General features: G+C 58.9%; 17 protein-coding genes and 4 tRNA genes. 18 read left to right on the forward strand and 3 right to left on the reverse strand.

Annotated elements, in window-relative coordinates:
* A partial coding sequence (locus tag LHW45_05110) for a choice-of-anchor D domain-containing protein (protein ID MCB5284954.1) occupies positions 1-2,758 on the reverse strand: 2,758 nt, incomplete at its 3' end.
* A 533-nt stretch (positions 2,759-3,291) separates the two neighbouring features.
* Here LHW45_05110 and LHW45_05115 point away from each other — a divergent pair.
* Positions 3,292-3,753, forward strand: a complete 462-nt coding sequence (locus LHW45_05115) for a DUF5683 domain-containing protein (GenBank protein MCB5284955.1) — start codon at positions 3,292-3,294, stop codon at positions 3,751-3,753.
* Positions 3,754-3,760: 7 nt separating this feature from the next.
* The gene (locus LHW45_05120; protein ID MCB5284956.1) at positions 3,761-4,543 is read left to right on the forward strand and encodes a CAP domain-containing protein; all 783 of its coding nucleotides are present in this window, start codon (positions 3,761-3,763) and stop codon (positions 4,541-4,543) included.
* Here LHW45_05120 and xth read toward each other — a convergent pair.
* Positions 4,530-5,303: an exodeoxyribonuclease III gene (xth, locus tag LHW45_05125; protein ID MCB5284957.1), complete on the reverse strand. Its 774-nt coding sequence runs from the start codon at positions 5,301-5,303 to the stop codon at positions 4,530-4,532. The two genes, LHW45_05120 and xth, sit on opposite strands and share 14 nt — an antisense overlap.
* Before the next feature lie 199 nt (positions 5,304-5,502).
* Here xth and rpmH point away from each other — a divergent pair, with 199 nt between their 5' ends.
* The 6 genes from rpmH to LHW45_05155 are packed head-to-tail and all read left to right on the forward strand — an operon-like array spanning position 5,503 to position 9,465.
* Positions 5,503-5,637, forward strand: coding sequence for a 50S ribosomal protein L34 (rpmH, locus tag LHW45_05130; protein MCB5284958.1), 135 nt, complete (start codon positions 5,503-5,505; stop codon positions 5,635-5,637).
* Positions 5,638-5,640: 3 nt separating this feature from the next.
* Positions 5,641-5,967, forward strand: a complete 327-nt coding sequence (locus LHW45_05135) for a ribonuclease P protein component (GenBank protein MCB5284959.1) — start codon at positions 5,641-5,643, stop codon at positions 5,965-5,967.
* Positions 5,961-6,194, forward strand: a complete 234-nt coding sequence (gene yidD / locus LHW45_05140; GenBank protein MCB5284960.1) for a membrane protein insertion efficiency factor YidD — start codon at positions 5,961-5,963, stop codon at positions 6,192-6,194. The genes LHW45_05135 and yidD overlap by 7 nt, the downstream gene beginning before the upstream one ends.
* A 9-nt stretch (positions 6,195-6,203) precedes the next feature.
* Positions 6,204-7,826, forward strand: a complete 1,623-nt coding sequence (gene yidC, locus LHW45_05145) for a membrane protein insertase YidC (protein ID MCB5284961.1) — start codon at positions 6,204-6,206, stop codon at positions 7,824-7,826.
* Complete coding sequence (locus tag LHW45_05150) at positions 7,826-8,665, forward strand: Jag N-terminal domain-containing protein (GenBank protein MCB5284962.1); 840 nt, start codon at positions 7,826-7,828, stop codon at positions 8,663-8,665. Before yidC ends, LHW45_05150 begins: the two co-directional genes overlap by 1 nt.
* Positions 8,662-9,465, forward strand: coding sequence for an MBL fold metallo-hydrolase (locus tag LHW45_05155; protein ID MCB5284963.1), 804 nt, complete (start codon positions 8,662-8,664; stop codon positions 9,463-9,465). The genes LHW45_05150 and LHW45_05155 overlap by 4 nt, the downstream gene beginning before the upstream one ends.
* A gap of 60 nt (positions 9,466-9,525) precedes the next feature.
* Here the strand turns inward: LHW45_05155 and LHW45_05160 are convergent, their stop codons facing one another.
* Positions 9,526-9,807 carry a pyrimidine/purine nucleoside phosphorylase gene (locus tag LHW45_05160; protein MCB5284964.1) on the reverse strand — a complete coding sequence of 94 codons (282 nt, stop codon included), beginning with the start codon at positions 9,805-9,807 and terminating at the stop codon, positions 9,526-9,528.
* Positions 9,808-9,973: 166 nt separating this feature from the next.
* Between LHW45_05160 and LHW45_05165 the strand changes: the two genes are divergently transcribed.
* The 10 genes from LHW45_05165 (at position 9,974) to LHW45_05210 (ending at position 16,559) form a co-directional block, all read left to right on the forward strand.
* Positions 9,974-10,049, forward strand: a tRNA-Met gene (locus LHW45_05165).
* Between the two features lie 47 nt (positions 10,050-10,096).
* Positions 10,097-10,173 (forward strand) — tRNA-Met (locus LHW45_05170).
* Positions 10,174-10,183: 10 nt separating this feature from the next.
* Positions 10,184-10,260, forward strand: a tRNA-Arg gene (locus tag LHW45_05175).
* A gap of 36 nt (positions 10,261-10,296) precedes the next feature.
* Positions 10,297-10,371 (forward strand) — tRNA-His (locus tag LHW45_05180).
* 10 nt (positions 10,372-10,381) lie between these two features.
* Entirely contained in the window at positions 10,382-11,308 is a 927-nt protein-coding gene (locus LHW45_05185; GenBank protein ID MCB5284965.1) for an ROK family protein, read from the forward strand.
* 61 nt (positions 11,309-11,369) lie between these two features.
* Entirely contained in the window at positions 11,370-11,717 is a 348-nt protein-coding gene (locus tag LHW45_05190) for a hypothetical protein (GenBank protein MCB5284966.1), read from the forward strand.
* Between the two features lie 329 nt (positions 11,718-12,046).
* Positions 12,047-13,315, forward strand: a complete 1,269-nt coding sequence (locus LHW45_05195) for an amidohydrolase family protein (protein MCB5284967.1) — start codon at positions 12,047-12,049, stop codon at positions 13,313-13,315.
* A 20-nt stretch (positions 13,316-13,335) separates the two neighbouring features.
* Positions 13,336-14,661, forward strand: coding sequence for a TldD/PmbA family protein (locus LHW45_05200; GenBank protein MCB5284968.1), 1,326 nt, complete (start codon positions 13,336-13,338; stop codon positions 14,659-14,661).
* A gap of 10 nt (positions 14,662-14,671) precedes the next feature.
* Positions 14,672-16,111, forward strand: coding sequence for a TldD/PmbA family protein (locus LHW45_05205; GenBank protein MCB5284969.1), 1,440 nt, complete (start codon positions 14,672-14,674; stop codon positions 16,109-16,111).
* Between the two features lie 82 nt (positions 16,112-16,193).
* Positions 16,194-16,559: a hypothetical protein gene (locus LHW45_05210; protein MCB5284970.1), complete on the forward strand. Its 366-nt coding sequence runs from the start codon at positions 16,194-16,196 to the stop codon at positions 16,557-16,559.
* Positions 16,560-16,958: the final 399 nt, after the last annotated feature.

The following is a 16,958-nucleotide window of genomic DNA, read 5'->3' on the forward strand; positions in this document are numbered from 1 at the left end:
TCACGGCCGGAGTGGTGGCGCTGGGATTGAAGATCATGTAGGCCTGGGCGGCATAGGCGTTGGGCCAGGTGATGCCGGTCATGCCATAGGTGGTGCTCTGGTCAACGTCCACCAGCACCCAGGGATCGAATGTGAGGCCGAAATCGGCGTAGGTCTCAAAGCCGTCGTTCAGTCCCGGAGGCGGGGGCGGGGTATCGCCCGGGGCGGTCCAGGTCAGATGGACGTCGGAACCGTTGACCGTCGCGGTCAGGTTTTCGGGAGGCAGCAGGTCTTCAGTCGCCGTACCAGTAAGGTTCACAGTATGAACAACCCGGTTGCCCAGATCATCGGTGACGCTCACGGTGGCGGTATGGGTGCCGGCCATGGTGGGGGCGTAATTGACGCTGAAGCCAATGCTTTGAGCGGAAGCCAGGCTGGCCGGCAGGGTGGGCAGATTGGCCAGCGTCAGCATGGGGCTGCCGGAAATGGTGATGGCGGTGATGCCCAGGCTGCCGCCGCCGGTGTTGGTGATGGTGAAGTCCTGGCTGGCGGTTGCGTCCACTTCCACCGTGCCGAAATCGTGGGATTCCGGAGTGATGGTGAAGGTGGGGACCGCGGCAGCCGATTGGATCACAACGTTGTCCACCATGAGGTCGTTGTCACCGTTTCCGGTCACTGACGATTCACCGTAGAAAGCGAAGTATTTCACGCCGCTGAGGCCGGTGAGGGCCACAGTGTAGTTCTGGCCGGTGGCCGGGATGGTATTGAACACGTCGCTGGAACCGGTGTTGTTCCACTCTTTCAGGATGGTGGGGTTGGCCATGTTGGGGTTGTCCGCCACGATCACCATGAATTTGTCGTCGGCCTGATCGGTGGTGGGAGGCGTGCTGCCGTTCCAAACCATCAAAGCGGCGTCGAATTTCAGTTCGTGGTCTCCCGCGGGAATGTTTATGGGAGGCGTGATCAGCCAACCGTAGCGGGAAGTGCCGTAGATGTTGATCTTGGCGGCGTTGTTGCCGGTGTCGCCATTGAGCCAGTCATCGCGGAGCCACTGGGCTGTGGTGCCGGTTGGGGTGGGATAGAAGCCGCTCAGCTGGGTCCAGTTGGCCACCGGCCAGTCTCCTGTAACCGTGCCAAAATCGACGGTCCAGGGGAAGGTGCTGATGGTGGGGTCGGTCCTGGTGGTGAAGCTGAACACTGTGCTGGCAGGGGCTTCGCCGGTTGTATTGTAGGCAACCACCTTCCAGTAGTAGGTGGTGGCATAGGCCAGCGCGGTAGTCGCGGTGTGGCTGGTTGTGCCCACATCCGCCAGCAGAGTGCTGGGGTTGGCATTGGTGTCACAATAAACCCTGAATCCTGTGGGAATGCCGCCGGGGCCGGCGTTCCAGCTGAAGGTGGGCCATTCGTTCACGTCCGTGTCCAGGTCGGCCGGCGCCGTGAGAGTCACCGCTTCGGGAGCCAGGGCGGCCAGTTCCGGACCAAACACATGGTCGATATAGAAGGAAGTGCTGGAAGTGGTTGAGGAATAGACGTTGAAGCCCAGGAAGTAGTTTCCGGGGGTGATGCCGCTAAGGTCAACCATGTAGTTGTTCCAGTTGCTGTTTTCCGGGAAGGCGATCTCCGCGCCCACCGGAAGCCAGTCGGTGCCGTTTTGCGAATATTTCAGCTGGATGCGGCCGATCCCGGTGGTAACCGAGGTCCTGGCCCAGAAATCCAGACTGGAGGTGGCAGTGATATTCAGCATCGGGGTATAGAGCAGGCTGCCGGCGCTGCCAATGTACTCATAGGCGGAAGCCGCGCCGTGGAAGGGAGTGGTGGTGCTGCGGCTGAAAGCGCTTTCGACGTTGGTCCAGCCCATCGGCGGGAAGGAGGTGTCTTCAAAGCTCTCCGCGATCTGGTTGTCAGACGGGGTTTTGAAGTTCCACACGGGGCAGTTGGTGGCCGGGCCGTTGGCGTTCACCGGCACGATCTGCCAGTAATAGGTGGTGTTGGGCGCCAGAACCGGGGTGTAGGTGGTACCGGCCTGGTTTTGCACAAAGGCCGGAGTGGCGCTGGTGCCAAAATAGACGTCGTAGGAAGTGGGCATGCCGCCGCCGCTCTGCCAGGAGAGCGTGGCGTCCGTGAAGGCCCAGCCGCCCAGGGCGGGATAGATCGCCACCGCAGGGTCCGGAGGAGTGGTCTGGGGCGTCACCAGTTGCAGGTTCGGCCGGTTGTAATACAGCGTGCCGGTGGCATCAGCCGGAAAGCTGTTGTCCTGATATTTATACACGGCGCGGTAATCCGGAGTGGTGGTGGTATAGCGGAAATTGGGATATCCGGAGGCATAAACTCCGTCCCAGTTTCTCCACATGATCTCGATGTTGTCGGTGCCGTTCCAGGCAAAGGGGGCGTTGAACATCACGTAGTGCCAGCCGCCGCCGTTCCAGGTCAGGTCGCCCTGATAGACCAGGGTGAAGAGGGTGCTGTCGGGCAGCGTGTTTTCGGTGGCTTCATAGATGTTGGCGGTGGTGTGCCTAAGGTACACCATCTGATTTACAGTGGTATAATTGGCCGGTGTGTTTCCGACTTCATAACCGAGGGCGATCAGGTTGCCGCCGCTCATCAGGCCGGCAGCGTTGATCTCCGCCGCGGTGTAGATGGTCTTCGACCAGCCATAGTCATAGAACCCGTAGGTGGGTATGTAGTTTTCCGTGCTGGTGCCGGTACCTATGGTGTAGGTATCAGCCGCGGCAAAACCGACCATGGCCAGAAGCAGACATAAGAGCAATGTCCTTTTCATACATGTATCTCCTTGTTTATTTGTGATCAATCCTCTTGATGCAGATGTGATGCCGCCCCACAGTTTTGGGTACGCAAGATGGATTCTGGAGGCTTATCACACGTTTAACCACCCCAAATGGTTGCCAAGCAAATGTCAAGCAATTTCTTTTCTCCGTCCTCCCCAAAAGCTCTGCTGATGACGATTTAAACCGCACAGCCTCATTCAAGGAAACAAGCCGTAAACCCCCTCGCCAGGCGCGACTGACCTCAGTATTGGATCCCCATCAACCCCTTGGCATGAAAACAAGGATAATACCCGCCCGGATCCTGAAGAATCCACTTAAAGAATCCAAAGGCCAAATCCGCCATCGCTCCCAATATCAATACGGTATCAATACGGAATCAATACGGATTTCATCCGTAATGATTCCGTATTGATACCGTATTGATATTGGGGGCCAGAGGAGGAATTTTAAAGAAACGGCGGGGTGGCAGGAGGGGCGAAATAAATATTGACAAGCAGGGCCGGGTGGAAAGAAGAGTATCATTATTATGGATAGCAAACTGAAGAAACTGCTGGCAGCCTGCCTGATTTTTGCCGCGCTAAGCTGTGCCTTCGCCCAGGCGAAGCGGGTGCCGACGCGGGCGGTTCTCTATTCCGCGGTTTTTCCCGGTGGCGGCCAGCTTTACAACCGGGCCTGGCTGAAAGCCGGCCTGGTGATGGGCGTGCAGGGATTCTTCATAGGTTCCGCCATCTATCACGGCGGCGAACGCAATTACTGGCGCGACTTGGCCGAAACCACACCGGAACCGTTTTTGCAGGAACAGTATCTGGCCCGCAGCCGCGACTACGGCTACCAGCTGAACAACGACGTCTGGTGGATCGGCATCACAGCCGGACTTTCCATGCTGGACGCCTATGTGGACGCGCATCTGGCGGATTTTGACAGCGAGAAGGAAAACATCCGCCTGCGCTTTTCCGGGGACGCGCTGTTGCTGCAGTACAATTTCTGAGGTGGAGATGAAGCGGATTTGTTTTGCTTTGCTGCTGCTGGCGCTGCTGGCAACGGCCTCCGGTGAGGCTCTGAGTCCGGAACTCTTCGCGCGGAGGGTGCATGACGAGATCAACGCGCTTCGGGGCAGAAACGGTTTGCCGGCGCTGCTTTGGCGGGACGACCTGGCCGGCCTGGCCCTTCGCCACAGCCGCAACATGGGCGAGCAGGATTTTTTCAGCCATGAGGATCATGAAGGGCTGCAGGTTTCGCAGCGGCAGCGGAAATACCTGCCCGAACTGCTGGTGGCGGGGATCGGCGAAAATCTTTACTTCATCGAAAACAGCAGGATGGTCTTCGATCCCAAGGAGATCGCCCGCGGCTGGATGAATTCGCCCGGCCACAAGGCCAACATCCTCAGCCAGGATTTCACCCACCAAGGGATCGCGGTATATCTGGCCCAGGACAAACTATACACCACGCAGGTGCTTGCCGTTCCGGTTCTGAAAAGGCTTTCACCCCTGCCGCGGTCTTTCGCGGCAGGCCGCAGCTATCCGCTGGAATTCGAGTATCTTGCAGTGGAACCGCGCGAAGGCTTCAACTGCCAACTGGGCACCCCGGACCCCAATACCAAGGTCCAGATCGACCTGCTCACCTACACCCTGGGCTCCATGCCCCTGCAACCGGAATGGCTGGGCGACAGCCGGCTAATCCTGCCCCTGGAGTTCAAATACGGCCAGGGCCGCTACACCCTGCAACTCGGTTGGGACGGCTATTACTACGATAACATGCTGGAGTTCAGGGTAGAGTGATCCTCAGGGTAACCGGGCAGTGGTCCGAGCCCATGATGTCGTCGCGAATGTCGGCATCCACCACGCGGTGGCGCGCTTCGGCATTCACGAAGAAATAATCGATCCTCCAGCCCACGTTGCGGGGCCGGGCGCCGGCGCGGTAACTCCACCAGGAATAGCGCCGCGGCTCCGGGTGAAAGAGACGGAAGGTATCCAGCCATCCGGCAGCCACGATCTTGTCCAGCCAGGCCCGTTCGATGGGCAGAAAGCCGCTGGTGGTCTCGTTTTGTTTGGGATTGGCGAGGTCGATCTCGTGATGGGCGGTGTTATAGTCTCCAGTGACGATCACCATTTTGCCGCCGGCGCGGTCGGCTTCCATGCGCAGCAGGCAGGCATCGTAAAAGCGGAGCTTGTAGTCCAGGCGTCCGTCGTTCATCTGGCCGTTGGGAAAATAGATGTTGTAGATGATGAAGCTGTCATGCACGCAGCGGACCACGCGGCCTTCGTTGTCGAATTCCGGCTGACCAAGGCCATAAGTCACTTCCAGCGGCTCCGCCTTGGAGAGCACCGCCGTGCCGGAATAGCCTTTGCGCTCGGCGTGGGACCAGTAAAGTCGGTAGCCTGACAATTCATCAAGTTCCGGCGGGATCTGATGCTCTTGCAGTTTGGTTTCCTGCAGGCCCAGCCAGTCCGGCTGTTCGCGCCGCACGGTGGCGATGAAATCCTTGTTCAGCACGGCCCGCAGGCCATTCACGTTCCAGGACCAGAGATTCAAATGCAAATCGATCCTCCCTCCCGGGTTGTAATTTTCACTTTGGGCAAGCGTTCACCGGGATAGGGCAAGCCTTTTCCGCGGAGGCAAAACTGTCAAGCGGAAAGGGCGGCGGGGATGGCGGCGTTTTTTGCGCTTGACACTTAAAGGGCGCTGAAAAAGATGGTTTATTCAATGAATTTGCCATACATTTTAAGGAGTTAGATACATGAAAAGGACCTACCAGCCCTCCAACCGTTCCCGCAAGAACACCCACGGCTTCCGCAGCCGCATGGCCACCCGCAATGGCCGTAAACTGCTTGCCCGCCGCCGCGCCAAAGGGAGAAAGACCCTCAGCGTATGAGCCATGCTTCGTAGGATCACGAAGCACAGTGAATACCGGGAGTTCAGCTCCCCCGACCTGTTTCTGCGGAGCGACCATTTCTATGCCGCGGTGCTGTTTCACCCCCACGAATTTGCCCTGGGCATCACCATCGGAAGAAAAACCGGCAAGGCGCACACGCGCAACCTTCTCAAACGCAGGATCAAAGCCTGGGCGCGCCTGCGTGGCGGGGACCTTCCCCGGGGCTGCAAACTCAACCTCATCGCCCGCCCCAAGGCCGGCGGACTTGGCTGGAACGAACTTTGCGCGGAACTGGACAAACTGAACGCCCAACTGCGGGCAAGATGCTGAGAACCCTGCTGCGTTTGCCGAATCTGGGCTGCATCGGGCTGATCAGATCCTACCGCAAATTCATCTCGCCGCTGCTGCCCAGCGTCTGCCGCTTCCAACCCTCCTGCAGCCAATACAGCCTGCAGGCTTTCCAGAAGTTCAATTTTTTCAAAGCCCTCGGCCTCTCGGCCTGGCGCGTGCTGCGCTGCAATCCTTTTTGCAAGGGCGGTTACGATCCGCTTCCCTAAGGAGAAAATGTGGATAAACGCACTTTTATAGCCCTCTTTGTGGTGGTCATACTCTTTTTCGTCTGGTCAACCTACTTTGGCCCCAAGCCCCAGCCCGCGAGCACAGCGCAAACCGCTGATTCGCTTGCTGCGGACACCACCAAAACCCCGGCCGCAGTTCAGACCCTGGCCGCCCTGCCGGACAGCCTGCTAAAGGGCGCCGACAGCCTGAAATCGCTGACCCTGGCCAACGCGAATTTCACGGTGCGCTTCAGCAACCGGGGCGCCAGCATCACTTCCATCGAGCTGAAGAAATTCAGCTGGTCGGATAAAACCACCCCCGTGGACCTGGTGCCGGAAGACAAGGACCTGGCCGGCATCGCGCTGCTGCAGCACAAGGCCGCCGCGCCGCGGGACCTGAAAACGGTGACCTGGCACAGCGCGCAGAGCGACACGGCCGGGATCGTTTTCTGGCTGGGCGAGGAAAGCTCCCCGCTGGTGCGCAAGAGCTACCGGCTGGACGACAAATACGGCATCCTGCTGGATGTGACGGTGAACAGCCCGGATCCCGTTTACGGCATCGAATACGACTTCAGCGCCGGCATCGCCGACAGCGAAGTGATCAAGCCCCGGGCCAAAGACCAGGATTACAAGGTGCTGCTCTTCGCGGACAACGTTCCGGTGAAACTCACCCTGCCCAAGATCAGAAAAGAGGCGCCGCCCTCGGCAGTGTCGTCGTTCAAATGGGCCGCGCTGCGCAGCAAATATTTCAGCATCGCCATCCTCGAAACCGGCAATCCCCTCACCAGCAACTACCATCCCGGCATCAGCAAGGAAACGGGCAATCCCAGCCTGATACTGGACTCGCGGGATGCCACCCCCTCCCAAAACTGGGCGCAGAGCTTCCTCATCTATGCCGGACCGGCAGATCACGACCTGATGAAAAGCTACCCGGAAACCAAGCTGGAACTGATCCCGGACCGCGGTCCCGGCTGGCTGCGCTGGCTGGCCAACGCCATCGCCTGGCTGCTCAAATTCCTGCACAGCTTCATTCCCAACTACGGCATCGTGATCATCATCTTCTCCTTCATCCTCAAGCTGGTGCTGCATCCCCTCACCAAGAAAAGCATGGACGCCAACCTAAAAATGCAGCGCATCCAGCCACAGATGCAGGAGATCCAAACCAAGTACAAGAGCGATCCGCAAAAAATGCAGCAGGAAGTGGCCAAACTCTACAAGGAGGCCGGCACCAACCCGATGTCCGGCTGCCTGCCGCTGCTGCTGCAGATGCCGATCTTCATCGCGCTCTACAACGTGCTGCGCTATGCCATGGAAATGCGCAACGTGAGCTTTCTGGGGCTGAACCTCTCCGAGCCGGACCCCTGGATCCTGCCCGCCATCATGGCCGTGTTCATGGTCCTGCAAAGCCTGATGACCCGCCCCTCCAAAGAGTCCCTGGCCAAAATGGACGAAAAACAGCAGGCCATGCAGCAGAGCACCCGGATGATGACCTGGATCATGCCGGTGATGCTGTTCTTCATCTTCCGCGGCCTGCCCTCGGGCCTGGTGCTCTACTACACCGTTTTCAACATCCTCAGCGTGGCCCATCAATACTACACGCAAAAACGTCTTAAACTAAAGGAAACAACCTGATGACCTCAATCGAGAAAACCGGAACCAGCATCGAAGCCATCATCGCCGCCTTTCGCGACGAACACCGCATCAAAGACTGGGAACTGAAATACAAGGTCTTGAAACGACCCTCCAAAGGCCTGTTTGGCCTCTTTGGCAGCAAAAGCGCCACGGTGCGCTTCGAGCTGCCCACCCTGGGCGAACGCGCCGCCAGCCTGCTCAGCCAGTTGCTGGGCAAGATGGGCATTCCCTTCGATCAGGTAAGCAGCAAAACCGAAGGCAAATCCATCTATCTGGTGATCAAGGGCAGCCAGGACACCGGGCTGCTGATCGGCAAAAACGGCTACATGCTGGAAACCCTGCAATTCTTTGTGAACCGCGTTTATGAAAACGAACGCGAACTCGACCGCGTTTATGTGGACGTGGACGGCTACCGCGAACGCCGCGAAGCCCAGTTTCTGCGGCAGTTTCAGCCTCTGATCAAGAAGGTGCGCGAACAGGGCAAGCCCCAAACCCTGGAACCCATGAACGCCAACGACCGGCGGATCATCCACCGGCACATCGAGCGTGACCGCGGCCTCCGCACCCTCACCATCGGCGAAGGCGAGATGAAACGCATCGTGATCTTTTCCGCCAAACAAAAGGAAAGTGAAGCGCTTTCCCAGGCCCAGGGCGGTCAGGACCACAGGCCCCGCAACCCCAGGCCGGGACACAACGCGCGGCCCAACCTGAACACCCGGCCCGAGCATGCCGTAAAAACCGAGCCGGGCGCCAAACCGGAACAAAACCCGAAACCCGGGCAGAAACCCAGGCCCAACCGCCGGCCCCGGCCCAAGGCGAAAACAACCGCCAAGGCATGAAACCAGACATCAGCCTGCACCGGATCGACGCAGGCAACTACTGGACCGACGGCGGCGCCATGCTGGGCGTTTTGCCCCGCGCCATCTGGGAAAAAAGCGTCCAGACCGATGAGCGCCACCGCAAAAACCTGGCCCTGAACCTGCTGCTGGTTAAAACCCCGGAGCGCGTGATCCTGGTGGATACCGGGCTCGGCAACCGGCTTTCGGAAAAACAGCGCGACATCTACCGCCCCTCGGCCTTTCTGCTGCCGGCCTCGCTGGCTGAGCTGGGCATCCGCGATGCCGACGTGACCGACGTGGTGCTCACCCATCTGCACTTTGACCACGCCGGCGGCATCATCACAGGCTTCGGCGACCACGACGCGCTCACCTTTCCCAAAGCCCGGCACTGGATCCAGCGCCAGGAATGGGAGACCGCCAAAAAACCGGATGGGCTGAACCGCGCGGCCTACGACTTCGCGCAGCAGCTGGCTCTGCTGGAAACCCGGGGCAAACAGGAACTGGTCGACGGTAACGCCGAGATCGCGCCGGGCGTGACCCTGACAAAGACCGGCGGCCACACCTGCGGCAGCCAGATCGTCGAGATCGACTCCGCCCGAGGATTTTTCATCTACCCCGCGGACATCATGCCCACCCTGTTCCACGTTTCACCGGCCGTGACTTCGGCCTACGACGTCTGCCGCGAGGATACCTTCAAGGCCAAGCAATACATTTATTCCCGCCTCAAAGAGCGCAACGGCAGCCTGCTGCTGAATCACGACCTGCAGCGCTGGGAACTGCCGGCTGCATCCCTGAAATAGCCAATGATAAAAACCCGGGCGGCTTTGACGGCCGCCCGGTTTTTTTACATGCTTTCCCGGCTACACGTAGAGGCAGTAATAGGCAGTCTGCTCCGGCACCTTGAGCTGGAATTTGTGGTTGGCCGGCACGATGAAGGTCTCGCCGCCATTGTAGTCCCGCCACTCTTGGGTGTCGGGCAGCAGCACGGTAAGCAGGCCGGAGATCACGGTCATGTGTTCCACCGTGCTGGTCCCGAACTCGTATTCGCCCGGTTCCATCACTCCCACGGTGGCCTTGCCGTCGGTGTTCGTGAGCGCGATCGACATCACCTGGCTGTCGAAGTATTCGTTTACTTTGAGCATTTGGTTCTCCCTTTAACAGGTATTTTCTTGCTGAAATCATCCCCGCGGCGGGGCCGCTTTCTGTAAAGGAATATTCTTTCGGGCCAGCTGTTGGCACCGGGGGAGGAAGCAAGCGAAAAAAGCCCTTGACAAGAAAGGGGCGGCAAATTTCGTGGTACATACCAGACGCGAGGTGGAGCAGCTGGTAGCTCGTCGGGCTCATAACCCGAAGGTCGAAGGTTCGAATCCTTCCCTCGCTACCAATTTTCATATGCCGGCGCTAGTCGCCGGATTTTACGTTAAGACTTGTGGCGGTGTAGCTCAGCTGGTTAGAGCGTCGGAATCATAATCCGCAGGTCCGGGGTTCAAATCCCTGCGCCGCTACCAGTTTGTTTTGGCGCCAGTAGCTCAGTCGGATAGAGCAGCAGCCTTCTAAGCTGCGGGTCGGGGGTTCGAATCCCTTCTGGCGTGCCAGCTTATACACGCATAAATACATCGATCCTTTCCGTGGTGGGTGTAGTTCAATGGCAGAGCACCGGATTGTGGTTCCGGGCGTTGTGGGTTCGACTCCCATCACCCACCCCACCCCTTTGATATGTTAACAAGCGATAAAGCAACCCTGGGACTGGACATCGGCGGCTCCAGCATCAAATATGGCTGGGGTGACTGTCAAAATGGTTTACAGTCTTTCGGCAAACTCGAGCTGCGGCAAAAAAACCTCCCTCACCTGCGGGAAACCGTGCGCCAGATCTTGGCTATCTGTCTGGGCGAGATCGGGGAAAATGGACTCAGCGCCGTGGGGATCGGCACTCCCGGCACCATCGACCTGCGCTCCGGCAGGATCGTGGGCGTGAATCCCAACCTGCCTTTCTGGGTGGACCTCGACCCCCGTGAACTCATCCCCACGCAACTGAACCTGCCCGTTTTCTGCGATAACGACGCCAACCTGATGTGCCTGGCGGAAGCCTGGTTGCGGGGAGGGCGGGGCAGCGTGGCCGGGATAACCGTTGGCAGCGGGATCGGCTGCGGCTTGGTGGTGGACGGCAAGGTCTGGCATGGCGCGCACGGCTTCGCCCTCGAGCTGGGCCACATCACCAGCATCCCCGGCGGAGAACCCTGTTCCTGCGGCCGCAAGGGTTGCCTGGAAGCCTACGCCTCCGTGGAGGGGCTGCGGCACCAACTGTTGGCGCTGCCCGGGGCAAGTGACTTCATCACCGGGGATTCCAGCCTGCCCGCTCTGCTCGCTTTCAGCCAGGCCAGGCCCGAAGCGGCCGGCATCATCCTTGCGGGCAGGGAAGCTCTGGCCCGCGGGATCTCCGACCTGATCGTGATCCTGGACCCCGATACGGTTGTGATCGGCGGCGGCGCCATGGACGGCGGCCTCTATCCCTGGGAGCACCTGGTGGACCGCGTGAGATGTTTTTTGCCGCCCCTGAACGCGGAGCGCACATCGCTGGAACAGGCCCGCGAGGGTAACCGGGCCGGGGTTTTGGGAGCGGTGATCCTGGCTTCGGAGAGCTAATCCAAAGATTGGGAACGAAACTTGCTTCAGGATTGGGCATCATCTTTTAGGAGATTCCAAAATGAAAAAGGCAGCTTTGCTCCTGGCGCTGCTCAGCATTATGATGCTGGCCGCCCTGTCCGCCAAAGACAATAGCGCCCTGGATTCGATCCAGATCAGCCCCAATCCCATGACCAAACATACCGAAATCACCCTTGTTTTTGGCCAGGCCACCCCTCTCGGCGTCACCATCGAAACAGCCTCCGGCGCGGTGGTGAAAACGCTGTTCTCAGGCCAGTCCCAAGAATTCATGGTCCTGCCCTGGGACCGCTGCGGCAATGACGGCAGCTACACACCTGCCGGCGAATACTACGTTGTGGTCGCCGAGGGTCGCTACACCTCCACCAAGAAAACGCTTATCCTCAAATGACATAATCCATTCAAGAAATCGTGAGAAGACAAAAAAGTCCCTTGGCGGACTTTTTTGTTTTATGGGGCCAAAACCAGTTCCCCGGCTGGCCTTGACCGCGGCAGAATACTGTTTGGGCCAAAACATCAGCCTCTATCCGAGACGTTTTTTCCGGAGGACGCAAGCAAAAGCTTGACAGATTTTGAGAGTTGTAAAAGCATCACACCAGTTTGGGAAATTTTGGTTTTTCGCGATGCAAGCGCGAACCACCCCCAGCAGATACAGCGCGGCTTCGCGGTGCGCTTGGCTTTAGGGCAGCGTTCCCCGGCCGTGGCTGAAATTGGAATTATATGAAATTATTCGCAAATGCCGCCCTGCCCACATCCTCGGCCGCCCTGAAAAGGGTGAATGTGCTCTTTGACGAGACCATCATCAAGATCAGCGCGGACGAGATCGTATCTGAAGACATCACCCAGGTCATCGATCTGCGGGGCAACATCCTATTGCCCGGAGCGGTGGACCCCCACAGCCACATCATCACGGAACAGGACCCCGCCAAAAGCCTCGCCCGGGTGAGCAAAGCCGCCCTCTCCGGCGGCTGGACCACCCTGGCCGAGCTCAGTTTTCTGAACCCCAGGCCCGTCTTCAACCTGGCCGACCTCAAGCGCCTGCGCGGGCAGATCGACCAGGCCTCCCACGTGGACATGGCGGTGTGGGGCAACGTGGACATCACCGATTATCCCTATCACGCCGAGGCCGCCCAAGAACTCTGGGCCAACGGCGTGGTGGGCATCGCGCTCACGAACCCCTCCCCCAATCCCGCGATCCAGGCCCTCAGCTTCACCGAGATCATGGACCTCTTCATGGACATCTATGAATCGGACACCGCCTTCGCCTTTCAGGGCTACGACAGCGAAACCGCCGCCACCTTCAGCTTTGACGCCCAAAGTGACGCCATCAAGAAACTGCTGCGCCGGATGCAGGAAAACCCCATCCACATCACCCGCGTGAACGCTTATCCCACCATCGAGTTCATCAACAGCGTGCACAAACGCTCCGATATTTCCTTTGCCATGTGCGTGGCCGACATGATGCTGCTCTTCAGCCAGATCGACAGCGGCCAGCAGATGGACCTGGTGGACTTTCAGCTGGAACTTTTCGAACTGCTGCGCACCAACAAGATCTATCTGCTCTCCAACAACGTGGAACCGGCTTCCGTGCCGGCAGGCCTGGACGAAGCTTTCCGCGGCAGTTCGGAAAAATTGCTGCCCTGGAGCTATCTCTGGCTGCTGTCCGAGTTTTGGAAAAAGCGCAAGATCCCCCTGGCCACCGTGATCAAGATGACCAGCGAAAACGCGGCCAAACGCCTGGGCCTCTACCCCGTCAAGGGCTGCATCGAAGCGGGATCGGACGCCGATTTCGTGATCTACGACCCCCACGCGACCACCAGCTTCACCGCCCCCGACGGCAGTTCCCACAGCCTGGAAGGGAGCCTCGAATCCGTCTGGCTGCGCGGCAAAAAAGTGGTGAACAAGGGCAAGGTCGCCCCCGCCACGGGAAAAGCCCTGTCCCGCAGCACCAATCCCAAACGCCGCCACAACAACACCACCTGGATCTAACACCTTGTTTAGGAGGATAAATGGATCAGCTTGAATATCTGAAAAGCGTCCTGGATCAGCATCCCGAGCTGCAGTACAGCATCTCGCAGCGCCATTGGTCCACCGATTTTCTGCGCTTTTACCACAGCGAGACCAACTACAACATCAGCAAGGACAACATCACTCTCGCGGCGGAGCTCTACAAGGGCAAAAAGTCCTTCAGCTTCGCGATCGAAAACCCTGAACGCGGCAGAACCGATGCCGCCGTGCGCGACGCGCTGGAGGTGATCGACAAACTGCCCGAAGATCCCGATTTCGTGGATCTGGAAAACGACCTCACCCTGGCTGAACCGCGCGCGGTGAAAAACAACATCGAAGCCATTCCGCTGGAGCTGAAAACCAGGATCCTGGCCAACGTCTCCGCCGCCGCCGCCATGTATGATTTTGACATCTTCGGCACCTTCATCTGCAACCACCAGACCCTCCGGCTGATCAACAGCAACGGGCTGGACAAGAGCAGCGTGAGTTCGCCCATCTATCTGGAGGTGAAGGCCGTGCACAACAAATCCCAGGTGACCGTGCTGGAAACCTTCGGCGGCGAGGATTTTGACTTTTTCAACGAACAGGCCTTCACCGAGGACCTGGTGCAAAAGATCCTGTACTGCGCGAACCCGGTGGTGGACGTGGAGCCCGGCCAATACGACGTTGTGCTGGCCCCGCGCTGCCTGGCGGAATTCACCCAATACCTGGCCTATGGCATGAGCGCCCGCGCCCTGGACCAGCACAGCAGCTGGTTCGAGGGCAAGCTGGACGAGCAGGTGTTCCCAGCCCACATCAGCATTGTGGACGACCCTTCCGACCCCCGCATGATCCGGGCTGACTACGGCTCCGACGGCCACATCTACCGCCGCCTGCCCCTGGTGGAAAAAGGCGTGTTCCGCGCCTTCCTCTGCAACAACTACTTCGCCCACAAAACCGGACTGCCCAAAAACGGCAACACCGCTTCCTGCCTCAAGATCGAGCCCGGCGACAAAACCCTGGAGGAGATGATCGGCGGCATCAAACGCGGGCTGTATATCTCCAGCCTCCACTACATGAACTTCATCAACCCCCGCGAAACCTCGCTCACCGGCCTCACCCGCGACGGCACCTTCCTGATCGAGAACGGCCGCGTAACCAAGGTGGTGAACAACCTGCGCTTCACCGAACGCATCGAACGCATCCTGAACAACGTGGTGGAGCTGGAAGACCACTGCGCCACCGTGCCCTTCTCCGGAAACTATGCCAGCTTCGAGATCGAGACGGTGAAAGCGCCTCACGCCCGGGTGAAGGATTTCAACGTGACATCCTCAACCAAAACCATCTAGGAGGAACTCCATGGAACTGCTTATCAGACAAACCCTCAATAAACTCGCCCTGCCCGAGGTCAGCTTCGCCGATGTGCGCGTAACCCGCACCGACGAGGAAGGGATCTATTTCATGAACGGATTTCTGCGCAACTACGGCAGCAGCATGGATTCCACCGCCATCGGCATCCGCGTGCTGATCGGCGGCTGCTGGGGCTTTGCCGGATCCCGCGATCTGAGCGGGGCCGCCATCGACCGCCTGGTGCAAACGGCCGTCTCCAACGCCCGCCAGGGGGCCAATTTCATCCGCGGCAAAGTGGAATTCCCCGCCCTACCAGGCATCCGGGCCGAGTATCACCACCAGCCCCAGATCGACCCTTTCAAAATGCCCAAGGAAGAAAAGACCGAATTCCTGCGCCAACTGGCCGAAGCCATCAAACCAGCCGGCAAGATCGTCCACTCGATGGTTTCCGCTCAGTTCATGCGCCAGACAAAATACTACGCCAACAGCGAGGGAACCTATTCCCACACTTCATATTACAACACCCTGCCGATGATGGAGGTGATCGCCTCCGACGGCGGCCAGATCCAGTCCCGAACCTGGCCCGGCCACATGAGTGCCGGCCGCGGCGGCTTTGAGCTCTTCACCCAGCAAAAATTCGCCGAAAACACCGACCGCATCATGAAAGAGGCCATCGATCTGCTGGACGCGCCCACCATCACGGACGACCGCGCCGACATCATCATCAATAGCGGCCATCTGGCCCTGCAGCTGCACGAATCGGTGGGACACGCCACCGAGGCCGACCGCATTTTCGGCATGGAGATCTCCTACGCCGGCAAAACCTTCATCAAACCGGAAATGCTGGGCTCCTTCCAATACGGCTCGCCGCTGGTGAACATCTACAGCGACAGCACCGACCCCAAGGGCCTCGGCTACCATCCCGTGGACGACGAAGGCGTGCCCGGCCAGAAAGTGGACATCATCAAGGACGGCATCCTGGTGAACCAGCAAACCTCGCGCCAGATCGCGCAGCTACTGGGACTGCAACCCTCCTCGAACATGAAGGCCTCCTACGCCGACGATTTCCCCCTCGTGCGCATGACCAATTTCTGCCTCGCCCCCGGCCAGGGCTCCCTGGAAGAACTGATCGCCAGCACCGAACACGGCTATCTGCTGGATTTCACCAAAACCTGGAGCATCGACGACAACCGCAACAACTTCCAGTTCACCACCGAGATCGGCTACCGCATCGAGGGCGGCAAGATCACCGGCATCGTGAAGGAACCCACCTATTTCGGCATCACCAAGGATTTCTGGAACTCCTGCGACGCCGTCTGCGGCCCGGAGGAATGGGGCTACCACAGCACCTTCCACTGCGGCAAGGGCGAGCCCGGGCAGGTGATGCAGCTCTCCCACGGCGTGGCCCCCGCCCGTTTCAAAAACATCAATGTGAGCGTGAAGATCTGAACCCACCCGCGCCACCCCAAACCAATACAAATCAAGAGCATCCCCGCCGCCAAACCGGCGGCGGAGAGCGCAAGGAGAAAAAATGAAAGCATTCCAAGTGATCATGTCCCTTTTGATCCTGGCCGCCCTGCTGGTCTCAGGCTACGTCGCCTGGCTGACCTACAAGGACATGCAAAAGAAAGCGGCTCCGCTGCCCATCGAGGCCTTCGAAGCCCATCTGAAGAAAAACAACCCCAACCCCATCAAGATCCAAGGCTGGTTCTCTGATCAGGATCAGACGAACATTTTGCTGGAAGTTGTCACTCCGGATACCACCCAAACCCTCCAGGACATGGCAGCGTTTAAAAAACTGCAAACCGCCAAGGGGGAAGAGTGGTATCAAATGGGCCAGAACGAATGGGTTAAAGTGGATACCACGCCCATGGCCAAACAACCGGCCGCCAAATAGCCACATCCTTTCTGCCTCAGCTTTGAGGCGAGTTTTCACAACCCGCCGTCCCCGATCCGGGACGGCAGTTTTTTTATGATCGATTCGATCCGGCTTGTTGTGGTGTTTTCCCTGCCTGGACTGGTTTTCGGGGTTTGAACCGCCCTTAGCCCCCTCCGATCCGCCTCCCCTTGGCCTCCCGCTGAGTTCCCGCATCTCAGGCGGGAAGTCAACGGGAAGTGAGTGAGAGGTGAATGGGAGGGGGCTAAGGACGGAAAGCCAGACTGACCCGTGAACTTCCCGGCCTCTGTCAGCAATAAACCGGTCCACTTCACCCGGCCTCCGTAAATAGTGGGTAACGTTTTTGCCGATTGTCAAGCGGGTATGACGATGTGCAACCGGGAAAAGGAGAAAGGGTTG

It is taken from the genome of Candidatus Cloacimonadota bacterium (assembly GCA_020532085.1).
Classification (GTDB): domain Bacteria; phylum Cloacimonadota; class Cloacimonadia; order Cloacimonadales; family Cloacimonadaceae; genus Syntrophosphaera.